Origin of the sequence: Streptomyces sp. NPDC101166, from assembly GCF_044768125.1 — a bacterium.
In the GTDB taxonomy this organism is placed as follows: domain Bacteria; phylum Actinomycetota; class Actinomycetes; order Streptomycetales; family Streptomycetaceae; genus Streptomyces.
In genome coordinates, this window is record NZ_JBIWPF010000015.1 from 227,884 (window position 1) to 249,198 (window position 21,315).

The 21,315-nt window shown below is 72.6% G+C and carries 15 protein-coding genes; 11 read left to right on the forward strand and 4 right to left on the reverse strand.

The annotated features are described in order from the left end of the window. Nucleotides 1-46 precede the first annotated feature (46 nt). From ACIRS4_RS26360 to ACIRS4_RS26385, 6 genes are all read left to right on the forward strand, one after another. Nucleotides 47-1,666: an Hsp70 family protein gene (locus ACIRS4_RS26360; protein ID WP_404200635.1), complete on the forward strand. Its 1,620-nt coding sequence runs from the start codon at nt 47-49 to the stop codon at nt 1,664-1,666. 24 nt (nt 1,667-1,690) lie between these two features. Beyond that, complete coding sequence (locus ACIRS4_RS26365) at nt 1,691-2,854, forward strand: tetratricopeptide repeat protein (RefSeq protein WP_404200637.1); 1,164 nt, start codon at nt 1,691-1,693, stop codon at nt 2,852-2,854. Nucleotides 2,855-2,907: 53 nt separating this feature from the next. Continuing rightward, a complete protein-coding gene (locus ACIRS4_RS26370; protein ID WP_404200639.1) occupies nt 2,908-3,489 on the forward strand; it encodes a nucleotide exchange factor GrpE in 582 nt (193 codons plus the stop codon). Further along, nucleotides 3,486-5,480, forward strand: coding sequence for a caspase family protein (locus ACIRS4_RS26375; RefSeq protein ID WP_404200641.1), 1,995 nt, complete (start codon nt 3,486-3,488; stop codon nt 5,478-5,480). Before ACIRS4_RS26370 ends, ACIRS4_RS26375 begins: the two co-directional genes overlap by 4 nt. 11 nt (nt 5,481-5,491) lie before the next feature. Next, nucleotides 5,492-8,422, forward strand: coding sequence for a CHAT domain-containing protein (locus ACIRS4_RS26380; protein ID WP_404200643.1), 2,931 nt, complete (start codon nt 5,492-5,494; stop codon nt 8,420-8,422). A gap of 64 nt (nt 8,423-8,486) precedes the next feature. Continuing rightward, a complete protein-coding gene (locus ACIRS4_RS26385; protein ID WP_404200645.1) occupies nt 8,487-9,074 on the forward strand; it encodes a Uma2 family endonuclease in 588 nt (195 codons plus the stop codon). A gap of 27 nt (nt 9,075-9,101) precedes the next feature. Here the strand turns inward: ACIRS4_RS26385 and ACIRS4_RS26390 are convergent, their stop codons facing one another. Both ACIRS4_RS26390 and ACIRS4_RS26395 read right to left on the reverse strand, forming a co-directional pair. Beyond that, on the reverse strand, nt 9,102-9,746 hold the full coding sequence (locus ACIRS4_RS26390; protein ID WP_404200647.1) for a LuxR C-terminal-related transcriptional regulator: 645 nt from the start codon (nt 9,744-9,746) through the stop codon (nt 9,102-9,104). Continuing rightward, the gene (locus ACIRS4_RS26395; RefSeq protein WP_404200649.1) at nt 9,731-10,978 is read right to left on the reverse strand and encodes a sensor histidine kinase; all 1,248 of its coding nucleotides are present in this window, start codon (nt 10,976-10,978) and stop codon (nt 9,731-9,733) included. Before ACIRS4_RS26395 ends, ACIRS4_RS26390 begins: the two co-directional genes overlap by 16 nt. Before the next feature lie 176 nt (nt 10,979-11,154). Here ACIRS4_RS26395 and ACIRS4_RS26400 point away from each other — a divergent pair, with 176 nt between their 5' ends. After that, a complete protein-coding gene (locus ACIRS4_RS26400; protein WP_404200651.1) occupies nt 11,155-13,095 on the forward strand; it encodes a serine hydrolase domain-containing protein in 1,941 nt (646 codons plus the stop codon). A 134-nt stretch (nt 13,096-13,229) separates the two neighbouring features. Here ACIRS4_RS26400 and sbnB read toward each other — a convergent pair whose 3' ends face one another. Then, nucleotides 13,230-14,237, reverse strand: a complete 1,008-nt coding sequence (sbnB, locus tag ACIRS4_RS26405; protein WP_404200653.1) for a 2,3-diaminopropionate biosynthesis protein SbnB — start codon at nt 14,235-14,237, stop codon at nt 13,230-13,232. A gap of 85 nt (nt 14,238-14,322) precedes the next feature. After that, a complete protein-coding gene (locus ACIRS4_RS26410) occupies nt 14,323-16,575 on the reverse strand; it encodes an MMPL family transporter (protein WP_404200655.1) in 2,253 nt (750 codons plus the stop codon). 371 nt (nt 16,576-16,946) lie between these two features. Here ACIRS4_RS26410 and ACIRS4_RS26415 point away from each other — a divergent pair, with 371 nt between their 5' ends. From ACIRS4_RS26415 to ACIRS4_RS26430, 4 genes are all read left to right on the forward strand, one after another. Continuing rightward, nucleotides 16,947-17,933 carry an ATP-binding cassette domain-containing protein gene (locus ACIRS4_RS26415; protein WP_404200657.1) on the forward strand — a complete coding sequence of 329 codons (987 nt, stop codon included), beginning with the start codon at nt 16,947-16,949 and terminating at the stop codon, nt 17,931-17,933. Next, a complete protein-coding gene (locus tag ACIRS4_RS26420; protein WP_404200659.1) occupies nt 17,930-18,733 on the forward strand; it encodes an ABC transporter permease in 804 nt (267 codons plus the stop codon). The genes ACIRS4_RS26415 and ACIRS4_RS26420 overlap by 4 nt, the downstream gene beginning before the upstream one ends. 21 nt (nt 18,734-18,754) lie before the next feature. After that, nucleotides 18,755-19,735: a 2,3-diaminopropionate biosynthesis protein SbnA gene (gene sbnA / locus ACIRS4_RS26425; RefSeq protein ID WP_404200661.1), complete on the forward strand. Its 981-nt coding sequence runs from the start codon at nt 18,755-18,757 to the stop codon at nt 19,733-19,735. Beyond that, nucleotides 19,732-21,315, forward strand: a 1,584-nt coding sequence (locus tag ACIRS4_RS26430; protein ID WP_404200663.1) for a condensation domain-containing protein, incomplete at its 3' end; no start/stop codon positions are given. The genes sbnA and ACIRS4_RS26430, both read left to right, overlap by 4 nt.

The window sequence follows — 21,315 nt, forward strand, 5'->3', positions numbered from 1 at the left end:
GCAGTTCTGCGCGCTCGAGGTGCCTGCGCTGTGAGGGGGATCAGCAATGACACGTGTGGTGGGGATCGACTTAGGAACCACGTACTGCGCCGTCGCGGTCGCCGACCGCTCGGGGAGCCCGTCCATCGTCCGCAACCGGGAGGGCGAGAACATCACGCCGTCGGTGGTGATGTTCCAGGGAGACACCGTCGTCGTGGGCTCCCAGGCGAAGCGGTCCGCGGCCACCGCTCCCGACCATGTGGTGCAGTTCGTCAAGCGCTACATGGGGGAGACCAACCCCGTCTACCGGTCGGAGTCGGGCACGCCCTACCGGCCCGAGGAGATCTCCGCCCTGCTGCTCAAACGCCTCAAGGAGGACGCCGAACTCGTGCTCGGCGAGCCGGTGGAGCAGGCGGTCATCACCGTGCCGGCGTACTTCGACGACGCACGGCGCAGGGCGACGCTGGACGCCGGGCGGCTCGCCGGGCTGGAGGTGCTGCGCATCGTCAACGAGCCCACCGCGGCAGCGCTCGCCTACGGCCTCGACCGCTCCGCCGCGGACGGCCCGGACGACGGGGAGGCCGGCGCGCCGATCGGCACCGTGCTCGTCTACGACCTGGGCGGCGGCACCTTCGACGTCACCGTCATGCGCGTCGAGGACGGCGACTACACGGTCGTCGCCACCGACGGGGACCGCAACCTCGGCGGCTTCGACTGGGACGGCGCGCTGATGAACCACCTCAACGGGGCGTTCATGGCGGCGGGCGGTCAGGACCTCAACGAGGACAGCGGACTTCAGGCCGAGCTGCGCGACAAGGCGGAGATCGCCAAACGCACCCTCTCCACCGCCGCCCAGACCGTCGTGGTCCTCTCCGCGGGCGGCCGGCACGAGCAGATCCCGGTGACCCGGGAGGAGTTCGAGGGGATCACCGCCGAACTCCTCGACCGCACCCGCATCATCACCGAGGGCGTGCTGGAGGAGGCCGGGCTCGGCTGGGCCGACGTCGACCGGCTGCTGCTGGTCGGCGGGTCCACCCGGATGCCCATGGTGGAAGGGCTGCTCCGGCGGCTCTCCGGCGCGGAGCCGGAACGCGGCATCGCCCAGGACGAGGTGGTCGCCCTCGGCGCGGCGCTGGTCGCCCTGGACGCCGCGGTGCGCGCCGAGGAGGCGCAGGACAGACGCAAGTACGTCGGCAGCGGGGCGAGCGTGGACTCCGCCCCGGGCGACGGCCTGGCCCGCCTCACCCAGGGGAGGGTGAAGTCCATCAGGGACGTCACCTCGCAGTCCCTCGGCATGGTCGCGGTCCACGACGAGGACCACACCCTCGAGTACAACGCGGTGATCATCCCGCACAACACGCCCGTGCCGGCCAAGAAGAGCGACACCTTCCACACCCTGGCCGACCGGCAGCCGCGGCTCAGGGTGCGGGTGACGGAGGGCAACGACGAGGACCTGGCGTATGTGAAGACCGTCGGCGAGGGCGTCATCGAGATCCCGCGGTACCCGAAGGGCGCGCCGTTCGAGGTCATCTACTCCTACGACGTCGACGGGATCATCCACGTCGAGGTGAAGGACGGCACGACGGGCAGATGGCTCGGCGAGTTCGAGCTCGAACGCCCCGACAACCTGGACCCGGCCGAACTGGCCGAGCTGGGCGACCGCGTCGCCCGAATCCCGACCCTGTAGTCGCCGGCGCTGGGAGCGGCAGCGATGACGCCGGACGGCATCCCCGACGACCACCACGCAGTACCCGACTACTACAAGGAGTTCGACATCGACCGGTCCGCCACCGCGGACCAGGTCACGCGCGGGCTCGACCAGGCGTTCCGCCTCTGGTCGAGCCGGGCGAGCCGGGCCCCCGACGCCGCGAAGCGGCGGGAGGCCGAGGACAAGGTCGCGCTGATCTCCCGGGCGCGCAGGGAGCTGCTCGACCCCGCCCTGCGCACGGCCTATCACCGCAGGCTGGACCAGTCGCGCCGGCGCGTCCGCCCGTCCGGTCCGCGGCAGGACCCGGCTCCCCGATCCCGGCGACAGCCCCCGCGGGACGGCCGGGACTGGGTCGGCCACGCCCGCACGCTGATCGACCAGGGCAACCACGAGGGCGCGCTGTACGAGCTGCGGCAAGCCGTGCACCACGACGACGGCAACGGCGACGCATGGCGACTGCTCGGCGCCGTCCACGCCACCCAGGGTCAACTTCTGGACGCCTTGCAGGAGTTCCGCCGTGCCCTCACACTGCACCCCGGCGACGCGCTCACCCACACCCTGATCGCCCGGGTCCACGAGCGGCGCGGCGACCCCGGCACCGCCGCCGACTGGCATCTGGCGGCGGCCCGGCTCGCTCCCGGCGACGTCACCGCGCACATCGCCGCCGCCGACAACCTCTACCGGGCCAAGCGCTACGACGAGGCGCTGAGCGCCTATGAACAGGCCCTGCGGTGGCGGCCCGGCGACCCTGACCTGCGCGACCAGATCGCCCGGATCTGGTCGCTGCGCGCGGAGGGCGCCATGGCGTGGCACCCGGGCCGGCAGCGGTACACGGTCGCCTCGCCGGACGGCGCGTCAGTCGTCCGGCACTGTGTGGATCAGGCCCTCTCCGTCGGCGTCTCGGACGTCGCCCTCGTCGGCCTTCTGCACACGTACCGGTCGGACGCGGCCCGGGCGTTCGGCAGGACCTGGCGCTGGGCCGCGACCATGGCCCCGGTCGTCGTCGTCTGCCTGGGGCTGTCGTTCGCGCTGTCGTCGCCGTTCGACCTGGTCGCCCTCGCCTGCCTGTTCGGGCTGCCGATCGTGATGGGCGTCAAGCCGCGCTGGCGGCACGCCTACAGGGCCCTGCCTCCGCAACTCAGGCCGCAGATCAGGAGAGTCACATGAGTTCGCCGAGTTCCCCGAATTCGAGTTCACCGAGTTCGAATTCGCCCAGTTCCATGAGCACTCCCCCGCCCGCGCCCCGGCAGCAGCCGGCTGAGGCGCCCGCCTCACCGCCGGCGGAGCCACCACCCGCCTCCCCTCCGGCGGCTTCCTCGACCCCGGGGTCCGACCCGTTCGCCGTCGTGGCCGACGCCGTCGACGGCATGCGCGACGAACTCGCCGCCCTCGGGGATCAGTTCCGCCGCCGACTGCTCAACGACCGTGAGGTGCGCCGCAGTGTGGACGGCCTGCTGAACGAGCTCAACCACGCGCGTAAGGCCGCCGAGGGACGGATCACACAGCCGCTCCTCTACGACCTGATCCTCCTCGTCGACCGGATCGAGGGGCAGGCCGCACAGGACGACGCCCTCACCCGGTCCGTGGCCACGGAGTTGCTGACGATTCTGGAGAGATACGGCATGACCCGCGTCCCCTTCACCCTGGGTCCGTTCGACCCGGAGACGCAGGAAGCCGTCGAGGTGCTCGCGGCGCCCACCCCGGAGCGGCGCGGCGACGTCGCCGAACTGGTGCGGCACGGGTACCGGACGGGCGAGCGTCTCGTGCGGCCGCAGCAGGTCCGCGTCTACACCGACCGGTGAGCGGCGGCAGCCGGACGGGCGCTGTCCACGCCCTGCTCGTCGGCATCAACGCCTACCCGGGAGGCCGTTGCCCCCCGCTCGAAGGATGCCTCAACGACGTGGAGACCGCCGAGGAGGCTCTGCTGCGGCGCACCGGCAGACGGCTCGAACTCCGGCGGCTGCTGGACGGCGACGCCACCGTGACCGCCGTCGAGTCGGCGGTGCGCGACCATCTCGGGCGGGCCGGCCCCGGGGACACGGCGCTGTTCTGGTTCTCCGGCCACGGCACGGAGAAGCCGGCCACCGAGCGCGTACACCTCGATGTGGAGGCGACCGGCCGCTGGCAGGCCCTCGTCTGCGTGGACGGGCTGCTCGTCGACAAGCGTCTGGGCGCGCTCCTCGACGAGGTGGCCGCGCGCGGCGTCCACACGGTCGCGGTCCTCGACTGCTGCTACGCCGGCGGCGCCACCCGCGGCCGCCATCTCACCCCGCGCTTCGCCTCGCCCGACCCGGCCTGGTTCGCGGCGGCGGCACGTGACGCGCGCGTTCCCGCGCGACCGGCCCGGCATGTGCTCCTCGCCGCCACCCGCCTCGACCAGCCCTCCTACGAGGGCCGGTTCGGCGGCCGGGCGCACGGCCTGTTCACCTACGCCTTGCTGGGCGCGCTGCGCGCGGCGGGCCCGGAGGCGACCTACCGCGAACTGCTCGCCGCCACGCGTTCCCGACTCCAGGTCTCCTGCGCGTACCAGCACCCGACGCTGGCGCCCTCGGAACCGGGCGGCGCAGCCGACCACCCGTTCCTGGACGGCGCCGGGGCCCGGGACCCCAGCCCGTTCCTGCTGCGGGAGGACCGACGGGACGGCTGGCAGGTCGACTGCGGCGCCGGCCACGGCCTGCCGTTCGAGCCGGGCACCGAGTTCCGTGTGACCTCGCCGAACGCCGCCCCCGGGCGACCGGCTGAGCGGACGAAGGCGGCGGGCCGGGTGACCACCCCGGAGCCCACAGGCCACGTGGTCAGGGCAGTTGCCGTGGGTTCCGAGCGCACCCTCGTCACACCCGCGGGCTGGGAGCCGGAGCCCTCGCGGGTCTACCCGGTGGCGCTCTCCGCACTGGCCGTGCCGCCCGCCTCCGTCGCCCTGTCCGCACCCGGCGACCGCGCCGCCGCGCGGGCCCTTCGCCGTGCGCTTGCCGAAGCCGGGCCCGGCCGCGGGCCCTCTCCGCTGCTGCGCCTGGTCGAGCGGCCGCAGGAGCAGGCCGGCGACCTGCTGTTCCGGGTCGAGGCCCGCGAGGGCCGCGCGCATGTGCTGCGGCGCGACGGTTCCCCGTTCGTACACCCGCTGCCGCTGGCCCGGCCCGAGGACGCGGACCGGGTCGCGGCCTGCCTCGTCCACCTCACCCGCTGGCACCAGCTCCGCGACCTGGAGGCGCCGCCGGGCCCGGTGACGGGACATGTGCGCCTGGAGATCACCCCGTGGGGCGGCGACACCCCGCTGGCGGCCGACGAACACGGGGAGATCGTCTGCCGGTACGACCTCGGCCCCGGCGGGCCCGTGCCGCCTCAGGTCTCCGTACGGCTCCGCCACACGGCCCCCGAAGGCAGGCGGCTGTGGTGCCTCCTGCTCGACCTCACCGACAGCTTCGCCTCGCACACCTCGCTCTTCGACGACGGCCGGTTCGTCGGCCCCGGCCGCACCGGGTACGCCCTGGACAACAGGCCCGTCCAGCTCTCCCTGCCGCCGCACCGGCCGCCGCGGCCGGGGGCGTTCGCACTCGACTGGCTCAAACTGATCGTCTGCGAGGGCGAGTTGAACACGGTGCCCTTCCACCTCGACCGCTGGAATCCGCGCGCGCCGCTGAGCAGCCGGGACTCCGTACTGCGGCACGCGGACGGAGCGCTGCGGCTCGACCCGCCGGAACGGAGCGCCAGGGACGCCGGCCCGGCGCAGACCGGTGGGCCCGGGCAGTGGGCCACGCAGACCGTTCGGGTGCGCACCGTCGTGCCCGGGTGGTGAGGGCGGCCCGCATGCCTGACCGCTACGACCGCTACGACCTCGAGTCCCTGGTCCGCTTCATGGAGGAGGCGACCGGCGGGAGAACATGGCTCCCCGCGACGGCCCCGTTCAGCACGATGGTCGCGGAGCAGGCGGGCACGACCGACGCCGCGGCCGCCTTCGACGTCTACTACGCCCACTGGCGGAGCATGCCCGTCGACGATCCGCGCCGGCCGACCTTCGCCGGTCATCTGCTGCAACTCGTCCCCCTGATGTGCCAGAGCGGGCCGTGCTGCACCCGAGAACAGGCGACGGAGCTGGCGGCGGAGGCGTTGACCGTGCCGGAGCCCAGGTGGCAGGCGGTCGTCACGGGCACACTGGCCCTGCTGGAGGAGTACCGGCGTCCCGGCACGTTCACGGATCCGGTGCAGCTGGAACAGGCGGGGCAGGACCTCGATTCGGTGTCGCGGCTGCTGACGGCCGATGGCGACGCTGAAATGGCCGCCGCCTTGGTCGTCAACCGCGCGGCGGTGCGGGTGGAGGAGGCGCGGCTGCGGGGCGGCGCGGCCGAGATCGATCTGGCCGTCGAAGAGCTGACCGCCGCCCGGCGGGCCCTGGCCGACCGGCCTGACGACCAGGTGTACCTCACGTGCGTCATCTCCTGCTTGCGAGCTGAGCGGGCGCATTTCGACCGGGACGAGACGGCCCTGGCCCGTCACTTGCGCGAGCAGTACCTCGCCCTGGCCCGGCTGCCGCGCAACCACCCGGGACGGCAGGTCACCGAGTCGTGGGTGGCCACAACCCGGCTGAAACTCCGCGGTCTGACGGCCCAGCGGCCGGACGGGCGGGAAGGGGAGCCGCCGCCCCGGCGGCCCACGCGCCGACAGCCTGATCCGACCGACCCCTACGCGCTGGCGCTCGCCGCGGCCCTGTCCCTGCCCGAGGCCGTCTACTACGACGACCCGGATTCGATGACCGAGACGTGCGGCCTGCTCCGTGACGCGCTCGCGCTGTGCGCCGAAGGGGACGACCACTGGGTACGGTGCGCCAGTTTGCTGGCCACCGCCCACCTGCTGCAGGCCGGCCTCCACCCCCTGTGCCCGAAACCGTTCAGTCACCTGTCCCACGGGGGCCGGAAGGTCATCGGCCACATCGACGAGGCCGTCTCCCTGCTGCGGGCGGCCTGGCGGGCGGCCGAGGGGCCGGCGCACCCGCTGTGGATGTCGATCGGCTGCGAACTGGCGGACGCGCTGCGCGGGCGATCGATGATGCTGCCGCGGATCCGGGCGGCCACAGCGGCCCGGCTGCGGAAGGAGTCACGGGAGGTGGCCCTCGCCGCGCTGTCCGGCCTCGCCTGGAGCGTCATCCTCCAATCGGGCACCGCGCACGCCATGAGGGCGGGCACCGGCGCGATGGAGGAGCGCTGCCTCGGCATCGCCCGCTGGTGCGTCGCGGACGGCGAACTCGACGAAGCCGTGCGCGCGTTGGACAGCGGCCGGGGCCTGGTGCTGCACGCGGCGCAGGTCAGCGCCACAGTGCCGGACATGCTGAGCCGGCTCGGCGAGGACGAGCTGGCGGGTCAGTGGCTCACGGCCGGCCCGCTGCCGCCCGAGCCCGGCGGACTCGGGCACCTGGACCCGGCGCACCTGCTGGGTCCGGCCGCCGGGCCCGGCGTACCGCTGCGGCGGCGGGTGCTGAAGGTGCTGGCGGCCTCGCCGTACCGCGACAGACTGCTCTCGTCGCCGGCTCCTGCCGAGATCGCCGGGGCACTGCGCACGCTCGGCGCCGACGCGCTGATCTACCTGGCGCCCACGGGCGAGGCGGTGATGCCGACCGGCCTGAGCCTCCCTGCCTCCGGCGCGGCGCTGATGGTCGGCGCGGACGGAACGCTGCGCTCGATCCCATTGCCCGAACTACGCCTAGATGCACCGGAGTTGATGGAGTACCGGACGGTCGGCGGAGCCGGCAGGGATGCGCGGCGACGCAGGGACGCCGGCCCGGTGACGGACCCTCAGGGGACGTCGGCGCCGGGGGCCGGCGAGGCGCTGGACCGGTTGTGCGGGTGGGCCTGGCGAGCGGTCATGGGACCGCTGACGACACAGCTGTACGGGAACGGCTTCGCGGACGCCCGCGGCGACCGCGTCCCGTCCGTCGTGCTGGTCCCGCTGGGGGCGCTCGGCGTCGTACCGTGGCACGCGGCGTGGCGCGCGGAGGGGCAGGGTCGGCGCTACGCGCTGGAGCGACTGCGGGTGTCGTACGCGCCCTCGGCCCGCACACTGTGCGAGGTCGCCGGACGCAGGCCGCCCGACGCCGGGCGAAGCGGCGGCGGCCCGGCGCTGGTGATCGGCGACCCGACCGGGGACCTGAGGTACGCGGGCGAGGAAGCCGAGGCGATCCACCGGGTGTTCTACCCCGACGGCGTCTGTCTGGACGCGGACACCGCCGGCGCGGCGGAGGTGTCGGCACGGCTGGCGGACCTGCGCGGGGGCGTGCTGCATCTGGCGTGTCACGCACGGGTCGACCCCGGTGAGCGGCACAGCGCGTACCTGGAACTGGCCGGGGGAAGCAGGCTGGCCGCGGAGGAGCTGACCGAGGGCGCGGGACTGCGGATCGAGCCGGGTCTGGTGTGCCTCGCGGCCTGCTGGAGCAACGTCTCCAGCCGTGGCTACGACGAGGCGTACAGCCTGGCCACCGCGTTCCTCGCGGCCGGGGCGCGCACGGTGCTGGGCTCGCTGTGGCCGGTGCCGGACGAGGCCACGTCCCTGCTGATGTACATGACCCACCACTTTCTGCGCCGCGAGGCGCTGCCGCCGAGCCAGGCCCTGCGCCGCGCGCAGCTGTGGATGCTGGACCCCCACCGCAGAACCCCGTCCGACATGCCGGCCCGCCTGGCCGTGCGTGCCCGCCGCATCCGCCCCGACGACCTGACCGGCTGGGCGGGCTTCACCCACCAGGGGTGGTGAGCGGGGCGGCCGGACCGCCCCCGGTCTCGTGGCCCGGGCCTCCCCGGATCGCTACCGTTGGACCATGACCGCACTGCCCGACTGGATGCGCCCGCCGCGCGCGGAAGGCTGGTTCGCGGAGGACCTGGACCACCTCCCGGAAGCGCCCCGCCACACCGAGCTGATCGACGGAGCCCTCGTCTTCGTGATGTCGCCGCAGAGGTGGTGGCACGGCCACCTCGTCACCATGCTCACCGTCGCGCTCATGGAGCAGGCGCCCGGCGACGTCGAGGTCGGCCGCGAGATGACCATCAAGCTCGACGAGCGAAACCGGCCCGAGCCGGATCTGCTGCTGACGACGGCGGCGTACGACGGAGACCGCACCTGGTTCGCCCCGAACGAGGTGCGACTGGTCGTCGAGGTCGTCTCGCCCGAATCCGCCCACCGGGACCGCACAGTCAAGTTGCGCAAGTACGCGGAGGCCGGCATCCCGCACTACTGGTGCATCGAGGACGAAGACGGCGCCCCGGTCGTCCACGTCTACGAACTCGACGAACCGACGGGATCCTACGCACCCGCAGGCATCTTCCGGGGCACCCTCAAGCGCCCGGTGCCGTTCGAGATCGCCCTGGACCTGGACGAACTCACCCCGCCGAGGGGCCGCAGCGAATAGAGCCGCACCGCGGTCCCGGGGGGCGTCTCACTTGAGGTACGCGAGAACCGCCAGGACTCTTCGGTTGTCCGCCTCCGAGGGGGGCAGGTCGAGCTTGGTGAAGATGTTGGACGTGTGCTTGATCACCGCGCGTTCGGTGATCACCAGTTCCTGGGCGATCGCGGCGTTCGAGCGGCCCTCCGCCATCAGGCCGAGGACCTCGCGCTCGCGGGGGGTCAGGCGGGAGAGCGGGCCGTCCCGGTGGTACTCCTTGGCGAAGAGTTTGGCCACGACGTCGGGGTCCATCGCGGTGCCGCCGGACGCGACACGGCGCACCGCGTCCACGAAGCCCTCGGGGTCGAAGACCCGGTCCTTGAGGAGGTAGCCGATGCCTCCGCTGCCGTCGGCGAGGAGTTCGCGGGCGTAGAGCTGCTCCACGTACTGGGAGAGGACCAGGACCGGGAGGCCGGGGATCTGGCGCCGGGCCTCCAGGGCGGCCCGCAGGCCCTCGTCCGTGAACGTCGGCGGGAGCCGGACGTCGACGACGGCGACGTCCGGCTTGTGGTCGAGGAGGGCCTGGAGGAGTCCGGGCCCGGTGTCCACGGCGGCGACCACCTCGAAGTCGTAGGACTCCAGAAGGCGGACGAGGCCGTCCCGCAGCAGGAAGAGGTCTTCGGCTAAGACAACACGCACGGCAGCTCCATGGTGAGGGTGGTCGGTCCGCCCGGCTTGCTGTTGATGGCGAGGAGGCCGTCGAAGGCGGCGAGCCGGCGCTCGATGCCGCGCAGCCCGGTGCCGCGCGAGGGGTCGGCGCCGCCCTGACCGTCGTCGATGACCTGGCCGCGCAGCGCGCCGCCCTCGTACCAGAGGTCGATGCTCACGCTGTTCGGCGCGGCGTGCTTGGCGGCGTTGGCGAGGGCCTCGGCGACCGCGAAGTACATGGCGGACTCGACGGGCGCCTCGAGGCGGCCGGGCAGGTCGGCGTTGACGGTGACGTCGAGCGGGCTGTCCATGGCGAGGGCGCGCACCGCGTCGGCGAGGCCGCGGTCGGCGAGCACCGGGGGGTGGATGCCGCGGACGAGGTCGCGCAGCTCGGTCAGGGCGGCGGCGGAGGCCTTGCGGGTGTCGGCCAGGATGGCGCGGACGGCCTCCGGGTCCTTGCTGAGGAGCTGCTCGGCGACGCCGAGGTTCATGCCGAGGGCCACCAGCCGGGCCTGCGCGCCGTCGTGCAGGTCCCGCTCGATGCGGCGCAGTTCGGCCGCGGAGCTGCTGACGGCGTCGCTGCGGCTGTCGGTGAGGCGGCGGACGCGCTGGGCGGTGCGGGTGGGGGCGAGCAGGGTGCGGGCGAGGGAGGCGTGGGCTCGCAGCAGGGCGGGGCCGGTGGCGATACCGGCGGTGAGGACGACGGCGCCGAGGAAGGCGCAGTACCAGGCGGAGGTCAGGTCGCTGATCTGGACCCACAGGTAGTAGTTGGTGCTGGCGTCGGCGATGGGGCGGTAGATCGCGGGCATCAGGATGCCGCCGATCCCGCAGGCGACGAGGGCGAGGGGCAATAGGGCGACGACCACGCCGACCACGGGGTTGACCAGCATCCAGGCCAGGTCGCGCCAGGTCGCCGGGTCGGTGAGCACCCAGTGGGTGCGCTGCCACTGCCCCTTGAGGCCCGCTTCGGCGGCGGGGGCGGGGAGGTACGGCTCCTCGATCGGGCGGCCCGACCAGCGTTCGGCGGTCCTGCGGGAGGCGTCGGCCACGGACCGCACGGCGACGGCGAGCGCCGGGACGAACAGGATGCCCAGGCCGATGCCGATGAGCGAGACCGCCGTCACGAAGAGGCATAAGAGGACGAGCTCCGCGACCGCGAGACCGAGGACGGTCGTTCCCTTGCCGGCGGCGCGGAGGCCGCTGCGGATGTTCAGGTTGTCCACGGTCGTCCCGTTCCCCTCTGTGCACGGCTCCCTGCCGTGATGATGCCCTGAGTCTTCTCCCTGTGAGCACCGTGCGCAGGGGACGTGGGTCCCGGCCGCGATGGTGTACCCAGGTACCCCTCGGAACGCCACCGAGGTGGCTGTCCCGTCCTCGTCGTGACGGGTTGGCTGTATCCATGACGAAGCGACTGCGACTGCGACTGCGGCACCTGGCCCTCCCGCTCTGCGTGCCGCTGCTGCTGGCGGGTGGCGTCGGCGCCGCCGCCGCGACGCCGGCGGTCCGGGCGGAGACCCGCGCCTCGTCCGAACTCCCCGCGGCCTCCGGGCCGGCCGGTCTCCCGGGGGCCGTCGACGCGCTCGTACGCCGGCAGCTCGCCGACTACCGGATCCCCGGCGCGTCGGTGGTGGTCGTCGAGCACGGCCGGCCGGTCCTCACGAAGGGGTACGGCGTCGCCGACGCGGCCTCGGGGACCCCGGTGGATCCGCGGCGCACCGGATTCTTCCTGGCCTCCGACGCCAAGCTGTTCACGGCCGTCGCGGTCCTGCAGCAGGTCGAGCGCGGTCGCCTCGACCTGTCGGCCGACGTCAACCGCTACCTCACGACCTTCAAGGTGAGGGACACGTATCCGGGGCACCCCGTGACGGTACGCGATCTCCTCACGCACACGGCGGGCTTCGACAACAACATCATCGGGCGCGCCGCCACCCGGCCCGAGGACGTGCGCCCGCTCGGCGAGAGCCTCGCCGCGCACCAGCCGCGCCGGGTGCGTCCGCCGGGTGAGGTCGCCAGCTACGACAACTACGGGGTGGCGCTGGCCGGTTACCTGGTCGAGCGGGTGACGGGCACGCCGTTCGCCACATACCTGGACCGGTCGGTGCTGCGGCCGCTCGGGATGACGCGGACGAGCTTCGCGCAGCCGCACCCCCCTGCGATCGCGGCGGATCTCGCCCGCGGCCACCGCCCGGAGGGCGGCCACCAGCGGTTCCAGGACGGGCAGTACGGCGACTGGTCCCCGACCGGCGCGGGCGCGGTCACCACGGCGGCCGACATGGGCCGGCTGCTCAGCGCGCTGCTCGACGGCGGCGGTCCGGTGCTGACCGAGCGCTCGGCCGACGCCCTGATGAAGCGACAGTTCGGTAATGACGACCGGCTGCCCGGCCTCGGCTACATCCTGGAGGAGCGCGTCCGGGACGGGCAGCGGATGCTGGTCAAGGACGGCGACCTGCCGGGCTTCCACGGCAACCTGGCCCTGCTGCCGAACCGGGACGCGGCGGTGTACGTCGTCTACGACGGCGACGGCGAGAACGGCGTCGCCGCCTACGCGGGGCAGGAGGTCGTGGACCGCTTCGCCGACCACTTCGGCACCGCCGCCGGCACCCGCAGCTCCACCTCGCAGGCCGACGTCACGCCGTACGAGGGCGAGTACCGCTCGACGCGCACCAGTTCCTCGGAGCTGACCCGGGTCAGCGCCCTGATCGGCTCGGTCCGGGTGAGCGCGGGCGAGGGCGCGACGCTGACCACCACCGGGCTGTCCCGCAACCCCGAGGTGAGCGAGCGGCATTGGGTCCAGCTGAGCCCGGGGCTCTTCCAGGAGCGGGGCGGCCAGGACCGGATCGCCTTCCGCGACGGGCGCCTCTCGGTCGCCTCCGACGCCTCCGTCTCCTACGAGCGGCTGCCCTGGTACCTCTCCCCCGCCCTGCACCAGCGGGTGCTGCTCGGCTCGCTGGGCTTCCTCGCCCTGACGGTGCTCGCGCTGCCGGTGCTCGCCCTGGTGCGCCGTCGTTCGCCGGGCGCGCCGGCCGGGGCACGCGCCGCCAAGCTGCTGCTGTGGACCTCCGGTGCGCTGATCATCGCGGCGACGGTCTGCTTCCTGCTGCTGTCCGCCGACCCCAACGCCCTCAACCGCACGATCATCGTGGGCGACTCGCCGCTGCTGACCGCGGTCCCCGCGCTGACCGGCATCGCGCTGGCGACCACGGGCGCCATGGTCGTGTGCGCCTTCCTCGCCTGGCGGCGGCGCTGGTGGCGGGTGACCGGCCGGGTGCACTACACGTGCAGCACGCTGGCCGCGCTGGTCTTCCTCGGGGTGGCCGCCTCGTACCGGCTGGTGGGCTAGGACCTGCGAAAGCAGCGTCCTCTGCCCGTCAGGGCCGGGTCGGGGGGTGGTCACGAGCGCTCCTTCGTCGGACGCGGGAGGGCCCGGGCGGGAGAACCTGCCCGGGCCCCTTCGTGCGTGCGGGTGGTGGCGGACTACCAGCGGCTGGTCTCGCCGAAGAAGTCCGCGATCTCCACGGCCTCGCCCGCCGCGCGCGCCGCGCGGAAGACGTGCAGGCCGACCGCGAGGTCGAGGACGCCGAGGCCGAACGGCGAGAAGATGACCGGCTTGTCGTCGCCGGTGGTGACCTCGCCCTGGATGAACTGGGCGAGCGTGCCGGTGACGAAGTGCCGGTCGCCGTACTTCTGTTCCGCGAGGTGCGGCGAGGTGTTGGCCTTCATGCAGTGCTCGACGTCGTCGAGGATGTTGTACGCGCCCTCGATCAGCTCCGGGCCGATGTCCCGCAGCGAGATGTTGAGGACGACCTGACCGGGTGCGAAGGCGCTCGGGTCGGTGATGTACGGCTCGGCGGCCGTGGTGGCGAGGACGATCACGTCGGCGCCGGTGAGGGCGGAGGAGAGGTCGGACTCGGTGCCGGCCGGGTAGCCGAGGGCGTCCGTCGCGTGGGCGGCGAGCGCGGCGCCGTACTCCTCGTTCTTGTCGTGGACGGTGACCGATGCGACCTGCCAGTCGCGGGACGCGAAGAACTCCAGGATGTTGCGGGCGATGATGCCCGCGCCGACGACGGTCAGCTTCCCGGCGGTGCGCCCGCCGGTCAGCCGCTCCGCGGCGAGGACCGCGGAGGCGGCCGTGCGGGCGGCGCTGATCTGCGACGCCTCCAGGCAGGCGAAGGGGTAGCCGGTCTCGTGGTCGTTGAGCAGCAGGGCCGCCGAGGCCCGCGGTATGCCGCGCTCGATGTTGGCGGGGAAGCTGCTGATCCACTTGATGCCGGAGACGTCGGCGCCGGCGCCCAGGTGCGCGGGGAGCGCGATGATGCGGGCGTCGGGCTTGTCGGGGAAGCGGAGGAAGTAGCTGTCGGGGTTCACCGAGTCACCCGCGTGGTGGGCGAGGTAGGTGTCGCGGACGACGTCGACGATGTCCTGGCGGGAGGCGGCGATGATCTCCCGCGCGGTCTTGCCGCCGACGACGCTGAACTCGTACATGGAAGAGGGTCCTTGGGATCGTGAGCGGATGGTGAGGGTGCGGGCCGCCGTCGCTCGGCGGCCCGCGAGGGTGTGCTCGCCCGGTTCAGCGGCCCGCGAGGGTGTGCTCGTCCGACGCGGTCTGCCGGTGCTCGAAGGACGCGGCGTGCTTCGGGGCCGGGGCCGGCGCCTCCTCGCCGTGCGAGAGCTCGGGGAGCCACTTCAGCCAGGAGGGCAGCCACCAGTTGGACCGGCCGAGCAGGGCCATGACGGCGGGCAGCAGGACGGCGCGCACAAGGGTGGCGTCGAGCAGGACCGCGACGGCGAGGCCGACGCCGAGCTGCTTGAAGTCCTGCATGGACAGGGTGCCGAAGACCGCGAAGACGGCGACCATGATGAGTCCGGCGCTGGTGACGACCCCGGCGGTTGAGCGGATGCCGTGGGCGACGGCGGCGCGGTTGCCGACACCCTGGTCGTAGGCCTCACGGATTCGGGAGACCACGAAGACGTGGTAGTCCATCGACAGGCCGAAGAGGACGACGAAGACGAAGAGCGGCATCCAGGACTCGATGGCGCCGACGGCTGTCGTGCCGACCAGCTCGTCGCCCCAGCCCTTCTGGAAGACCGCGGTCATCACGCCGTAGGCGGCGAGCACGGACAGGAGGTTGAGGACGATCGAGGTGGTGGCGATGACCGGGGAGCGGAAGCAGAGCAGCATCAGCAGGAAGCTGACGCCCATCACGAAGGCGAAGACGGGCACGATCGACGACTTGAGCTGGTCGTTGTAGTCGGTCGAGAAGGCGAGGTCGCCGCCGACCAGCGCCTGGTCCGCCGCGTCCTTCGTCAGGGTGGCGGGGATGATGTCGTCGCGGAGCGCCTCCAGGGCGCGGACGGAGGTGGCGTTGCGGCCGTCGCCGGCGAGCGGCGCGCTGATGACCGCGATGTTCTCGTCCTTGTGGACGGTCACCTCGATGGGGTTCTTGACGTGGCCCGAGGCGAGGGCGCGCTGCTTGAAGCCGGCGATGGCGCCGGTGGCCCCGGGGGAGCTGACATCGGCGGTCTTGAAGACGATCTGGGCCGGTGCCGGGGCGCCGGGGAAGACGTTCTCGATCCGCTGGGCGGTCTGGGCGGTGATGTTGTCGGCGGGCAGCAGCTGGTCGAAGCCGAGCTTCTCGGTCTTCATGGACAGCGCCGGCGAGGCGAGGGCGAGGAGGAACACGACGCCGAGGACGGCGAAGACGGCGGGGGCCTTCAGGACCGCGCCGAGCAGGCGGCCCGGCTTGTCGCCCGCGGTACGGACGATCGCCTTGCGGCGCAGGCCCGGGATCCGGCCGGCGTCGATCTTGTCACCGAGCATCGCCATCACGGCGGGCAGCACCGTCATGGAGCCGAGCACCGCGATGAGGACGACCTCGATGGTGGCGATGGCGAAGCCCTCGAAGACCGTGAGGCCGGAGAGGAACATGCCGGCCATGGCGACGGCCACGGTGAGGCCGGAGATCAGCACCGAGCGGCCCGAGGTCGCGGCGGCGATGCGCAGCGCGCTCTCCTTGTCGCGGCCGGCGGCGCGCTCCTCGCGCTCACGGCGGATGTAGAAGAGGCAGTAGTCGACGCCGACGGCGAGGCCCATCAGGAGCAGCACCGAGTTGGTCATGGCGTCGACCGGGACGAGCTGGCTGGAGAGCGCGAGCAGGCCCATGGCGGCGACGCACGCGGTGATGGCGAGGGTCAGCGGCAGGACGGCGGCGAGGAGCGCGCCGAACACGACCAGCAGGATGCCGAGGGCGACGGGCACGGCGGTGAACTCGGCGCGGGTGAAGTCCTCGCCGAGGGAGTCGTTGATGCCCTTGAGACCACTGGCGGCGCCGTACTGGCCGAGGGTGACGCCGGGGTGGGCCTCGTCGGCCTTGGCCAGCGCGTCGACGACGGGCTGGATGCGGTCGGCGGCCGTGTCCGGGTCGCCCTTCACCGCGAACTGGATCAGCGCGTCGTGCTTGTCCTCGGAGACCGCGCCGGTCTTGTACGGGTCGCCGATGCTCTGAGCGAGGCCGGTGCCGTCCACGGCGGCGATGGCGTCGGCGACGGCCTTCTTGAACTCGGGGTCCCCGGCCGTGAGGTCGCCGCCGTGGACGAGGACCATCTCGGGCGCCGGGGTCTTGATGCCGGCGTCGACGAGGACCCGGGCGGCGCGTCCGGACTCACCGGTGCCGTAGTCGGCCTCGGTCAGGCTCTTCTGCCCCGCCATGCCGCCGAGGACCGTGAGCGCGATGACGGCGAAGAGCCATCCGAAAAGCGCGGTCTTGCGGTGCCGGGCGCTCCAGGCGCCCAGCGAAGCCGCCAGATTTCGTTGCCTTGCCATTACCTCTCCCAGTGGGACGTCAGCGGGGAACCTTTGATGAGCGACGCCTCTCACTGTAGATATCCGCGACCTTTATCCTCCCTTCTCCTTATGGCAGTTGAATGCCGCTGCAGCATCCTGCCAGCCGACCGGGGACAAGCTCTGCAGCATGCTGCAGCGGCAGCCTGTGGCCAGCAGGAGCGGCGTGATCCGGCCATCGCGCCGGTTAGGTTCCTTCTCGTCGGGAGTTGTCCGGACGGCGTGGACCGCGATGCGTCCGCCGACCGTCACCCATTCACCGGAACCCCGTCCTGCATTTACCCACATCACCGATTCAATCCCCAGTCCACAACCAGCCAACAATTCACCTGAGGCGTGAAAGGGGGAATTCCGTGAACATCGCGATCGAGGCGGCCGGCCTGACGAAGCAGTACGGCGGCCACCGCGCCCTGGACGGCGTGGACCTGTCGGTCGAGGCGGGCACCGTGCTCGGCCTGCTCGGGCCCAACGGAGCGGGCAAGACCACCACGGTCCGCACGCTCGCCACCCTGCTCGAACCCGATGCCGGCACGGCTCGCGTCGCGGGCTTCGACATCGTGCGGCAGCGGCGCGAGGTGCGCCGCCGGATCGGTCTCGCCGGGCAGTACGCCGCCGTCGACGAGCTGCTGACCGGGCGCGAGAACCTCGTGCTGCTCGGCCGGCTGCTGCGACTCGGCCGCAAGGGCGCCACCGTCCGGGCCGCCGAACTGCTGGCGCAGTTCGAGCTGGAGGCCGCCGCCGACAAGCCCGCCAAGGAGTACTCGGGGGGCATGCGGCGCCGACTCGACCTGGCCGTCAGTCTCATCGCCTCACCCGAGGTGCTCTTCCTCGACGAGCCCACCACCGGCCTGGATCCGGCCAGCCGGGCCACGCTGTGGCGGATGGTGCAGGACCAGGTCGACCGGGGCGTCACCGTCCTGCTGACCACGCAGTACCTCGAGGAGGCGGACTTCCTCGCGGACCGGATCCTGGTCGTCGACCGGGGCCGGGTGATCGCCGAGGGCACCTCCGACGAGCTCAAGCGGAAGGTCGGGGGCGAGCGCCTGGAGGTGGCCGTGGCCGACGCCTCGGCGCTCGCGCAGGCCGCCGCCGTGCTGGCGCCGCTCGCGGTGAGCCCGCCGCAGCTGGACGAGCGGCAGCGCACCGTCCACGTGCAACTGCCGGACGGCATGGGCGCGCTGGCGTCCGCCGCGACGGCGCTCGAGTACGCGGACGTCACCGTCGAGGAGTTCGCGCTGCGGCGCCCCTCGCTCGACGACGTGTTCTTCCATCTGACCGGCGAGTTCACGGGCGCGCCGGCCCCGCACCCCGACGCAGCGAAGGCGGAGGCGTCCCTATGAGTTCGGTGCTCGCCCACGGCGGTGACGTCGCGGCCCTCACCGGCCGGCACCTGCGCCATCTGCGGCGCACCCCGGAGAAGATCATCGGCGTGGCGCTCACGCCCGTCGCGATGGTGGTGATCCTGGGCTACCTCTTCGCGACGGTCGTCGAGGTGAAGAACACCGGCGGCAGCTACCGCGAATACATCATGGCCGGGGTCTTCGCCCAGGTCGGGCTCTCCTGCATCGGCATCACCGCGATCGGTGTGGCCGGCGACCTCGGCAAGGGCCTGATCGACCGGTTCCGCTCGCTGCCCATGGGCCGGGCCACCGTCCTGGTCAGCCACACGCTCGCCGACCTCGCCGCCGCGGCCCTGAGCATCGCGCTCGTCGCGGTGACCGGCCTCGCCGTCGGCTGGCGGGTGCACGGCTCGTTCGTAGAGAACGCCGCCGGCTTCCTGCTGCTGCTCGGCTTCGCCTACGCCATGCTCTGGGTCGGCGCGCTCCTCGGCATGGTGATGCGCAACCTGGAGGCGATCAGCGGCGTCTCCGCCCTGCTGCTGGTCCTTCTCTCCTTCCTCTCCAGCTCTTTCATGCCGCTTTCCGGACTTCCCGGATGGCTGCAGACGGTCGCCGAGTGGAATCCGGTCAGCGCGGTCTCCGAGGCCTGCCGGCAATTGTGGGGAAACACCGAACCCGTCACGTCGGGAAGTTTCCCGGTGGAGAACGCGGTGCTCGTCTCGGCGGTCAGCATCGGAGTGCTCGTCGCCCTTCTCATACCTCTCAGCCTGCGCGTGTACCGCATTTCGGCAACGCGATAGCCTTGTCTTTCTGGGGGAATCATGCCGGTCATATCGGCTCCGCACGAATTCAACACCGAAGATCTCTACGTCGATCTCCGGACGTTGTACGGATACCCACTGCACCTCAAATGTGAGGGCTTCAACTTCGCCGGTTCCATCAAGCTCAAGGCCGCCGCGAGCATGATCGAGGCGGCCGAGCGCAGCGGTGCGCTCACCAAGGGCTCGACGCTGGTGGAGTCGTCGTCCGGCAACCTGGGGGTCGCGCTCAGCGTGATCGCCGCGGCCAAGGGCTACCACTTCATCTGCGTGGTCGACTCGCGGACCAACGTCGCGACGCGCAAGCTCATCGAGGCGCTCGGCAGCGAGGTGCACACCGTCACGGAGCCGGCCGAGGAGGGCGGGTTCCTGGCGGCCCGGCTGGCGTACGTGCGGACGCTGCTCGCCGGCGACCCGCGGGTGGTGTGGCTGAACCAGCACGCCAACCCGGACAACTGGCGGGCGCACTACCGCACCACGGCCCCGCAGATCGAGAAGCAGTTCCCCGATCTGGAGCTGCTGTTCATCGGCACCGGCACCACCGGCACGCTGATGGGCTGCGCCCGCTACTTCAAGGAGCTGCCGCGGCCGGTGACGGTCGTCGCGGTCGACAGCGTCGGCTCCGTCACCTTCGGCGGGCCGGCCGGTCCGCGCATGATCCCCGGGCTGGGTGCGGGCGTGCGCCCTGCGCTCCTCGACACCTCGTACATCGACGACGTGGTGCACGTCCCCGAGGCCGACACCGTGAGCGCCTGCCACGCCCTGGCCCGCGGCGGATTCCTCTTCGGCGGCTCCACCGGGACCGTGGTGAGCGGTGCGCTGCGCTGGCTCGCCGACAACCGTCCCGGCGAGAACGGCACGGCGGTCGCGATCGCCCCGGACCTCGGCGAGCGCTATCTGGACACCGTCTACCAGCCGACCTGGGTGCGCGAGGTGTACGGCATCGAACCGACCGAACTTCCCACGGGAGCGACGCAGTCATGACCCCCACACCTCCCGCCCGGCAGCTGCCGCTCTCCGCCGCTCAGCGCGAGATGTGGTACGGGCAGCAGGCCGACCCGGGCAACCCCGTCTTCACCATGGGCGACTTCCTGGAGCTGCGCGGCCCCCTGGACACCGCCCGGTTCACGGCCGCGTGGCAGGGGGTGGTGCGGGAGGCCGGCGCCCTCCGCGCCCTGTTCACCGAGCACGACGGCGAGCCGCTCCAGGAGCTCGCCGACGCCGGGGACTTCCCCGTCGAGACGCTCGACCTGTCCGGAAAGCCGCGGCCGCGCGAGGCCGCCGAGGCGTTCATGCGGCAGGACCTGCTGGTGCCGCCGGACCTGACCGCAGGCACGCTGCGGTCGGTCCTGCTGCGGCTCGGCCCGGAGCACCTGCTGTTCTACATCCGGGTCAACCACATCCTGGTCGACGGATTCAGCCGCGTCCTCATCTACAACCGGCTCGCCGCGCTGTACGCGGACCCGGAGGCCGAGGGCGCGTTCCCCGACCTGCGCACGCTCACCGACGACGAGGCCGCCTACACCGAGACGCCCAAGTACCTGAAGGAGCAGGCGTTCTGGCGCGGCCGCTTCGAGGAGCAGCCGGAGCCGGTGAGCCTCTCACCGCGCCCCGGCGGCCCCGCCCGCAGCTCGCTGCGGTGCGAGGCCGTGCTGCCCGCCGCGACGGTCGAGCGGCTGCGGTCGCTGGCCTGGGACGCCCGCGTCACCTGGCAGACGCTGCTGATCGCCGCGACCGGCGCGTACGTGCAGCGCGCCGCCGGCGTGGACCGCGCCCTGCTCACCCTCGCGGTGCCGGCCCGTGCCACGGCGGCCGCCCGCGCGGTCCCGGGGATGCGCGCCAACTTCGTGCCGCACCCGGTGCGGGTGCTGCCCGGCCGTACGGTCGCGGACTTCCTGAGCGACAGCGCGGGCGAGCTGCGCGCCACCCTGCGGCACCAGAACTACCGGGGCGACCGGATCCGCCGCGACCTCGGCTTCGCCGGGGACGCGGGCCGCTCGCTCGGCCCGACCGTCAACGTCCTGGAATCGGGCTTCGACTACGCGTTCGGCGCGTGCACCGGTCTGCTGCACAACCTGTCGACCGGCCCGGTCGAGGACATGCAGATCATCTATCTCGACGCGGCCGAGGAGGGCTACGCGGTCCGTCTCGACGCCAACCCCTCGCGCTACACGCCCGAGGAGCTGGACCTGCACCAGCGTCGGCTGTTCGCCTGGCTGGGGACGCTCGCCGAGGCGGGGCCCGACGCGCGCGTCGACCAGCTCGACGTCCTGCTGCCGGAGGAGTCGGCGGCGGTCCGCGCGGGCTGGGGCGCCACCGCGATCGAGGCGACCTACACAGGGGTGGTGGAGCGTGTCCGGGCACTGGCTGCCGACGAGCCCGAGAAGACTGCGGTCCAGGATCCGCAGGGTTCTGCTTCGTACGGTGAACTGGTTTCCCTCGCCTCGGCGTTGAGCCGTCGTCTGGTCGCGGCCGGGGTGGGCCCCGGCTCACGGGTGGCGATGCTCTGCGAACCTGGCATCCCCTTCGTCACCGGCATCCTCGGCATCCTGGGCGCCGGAGCC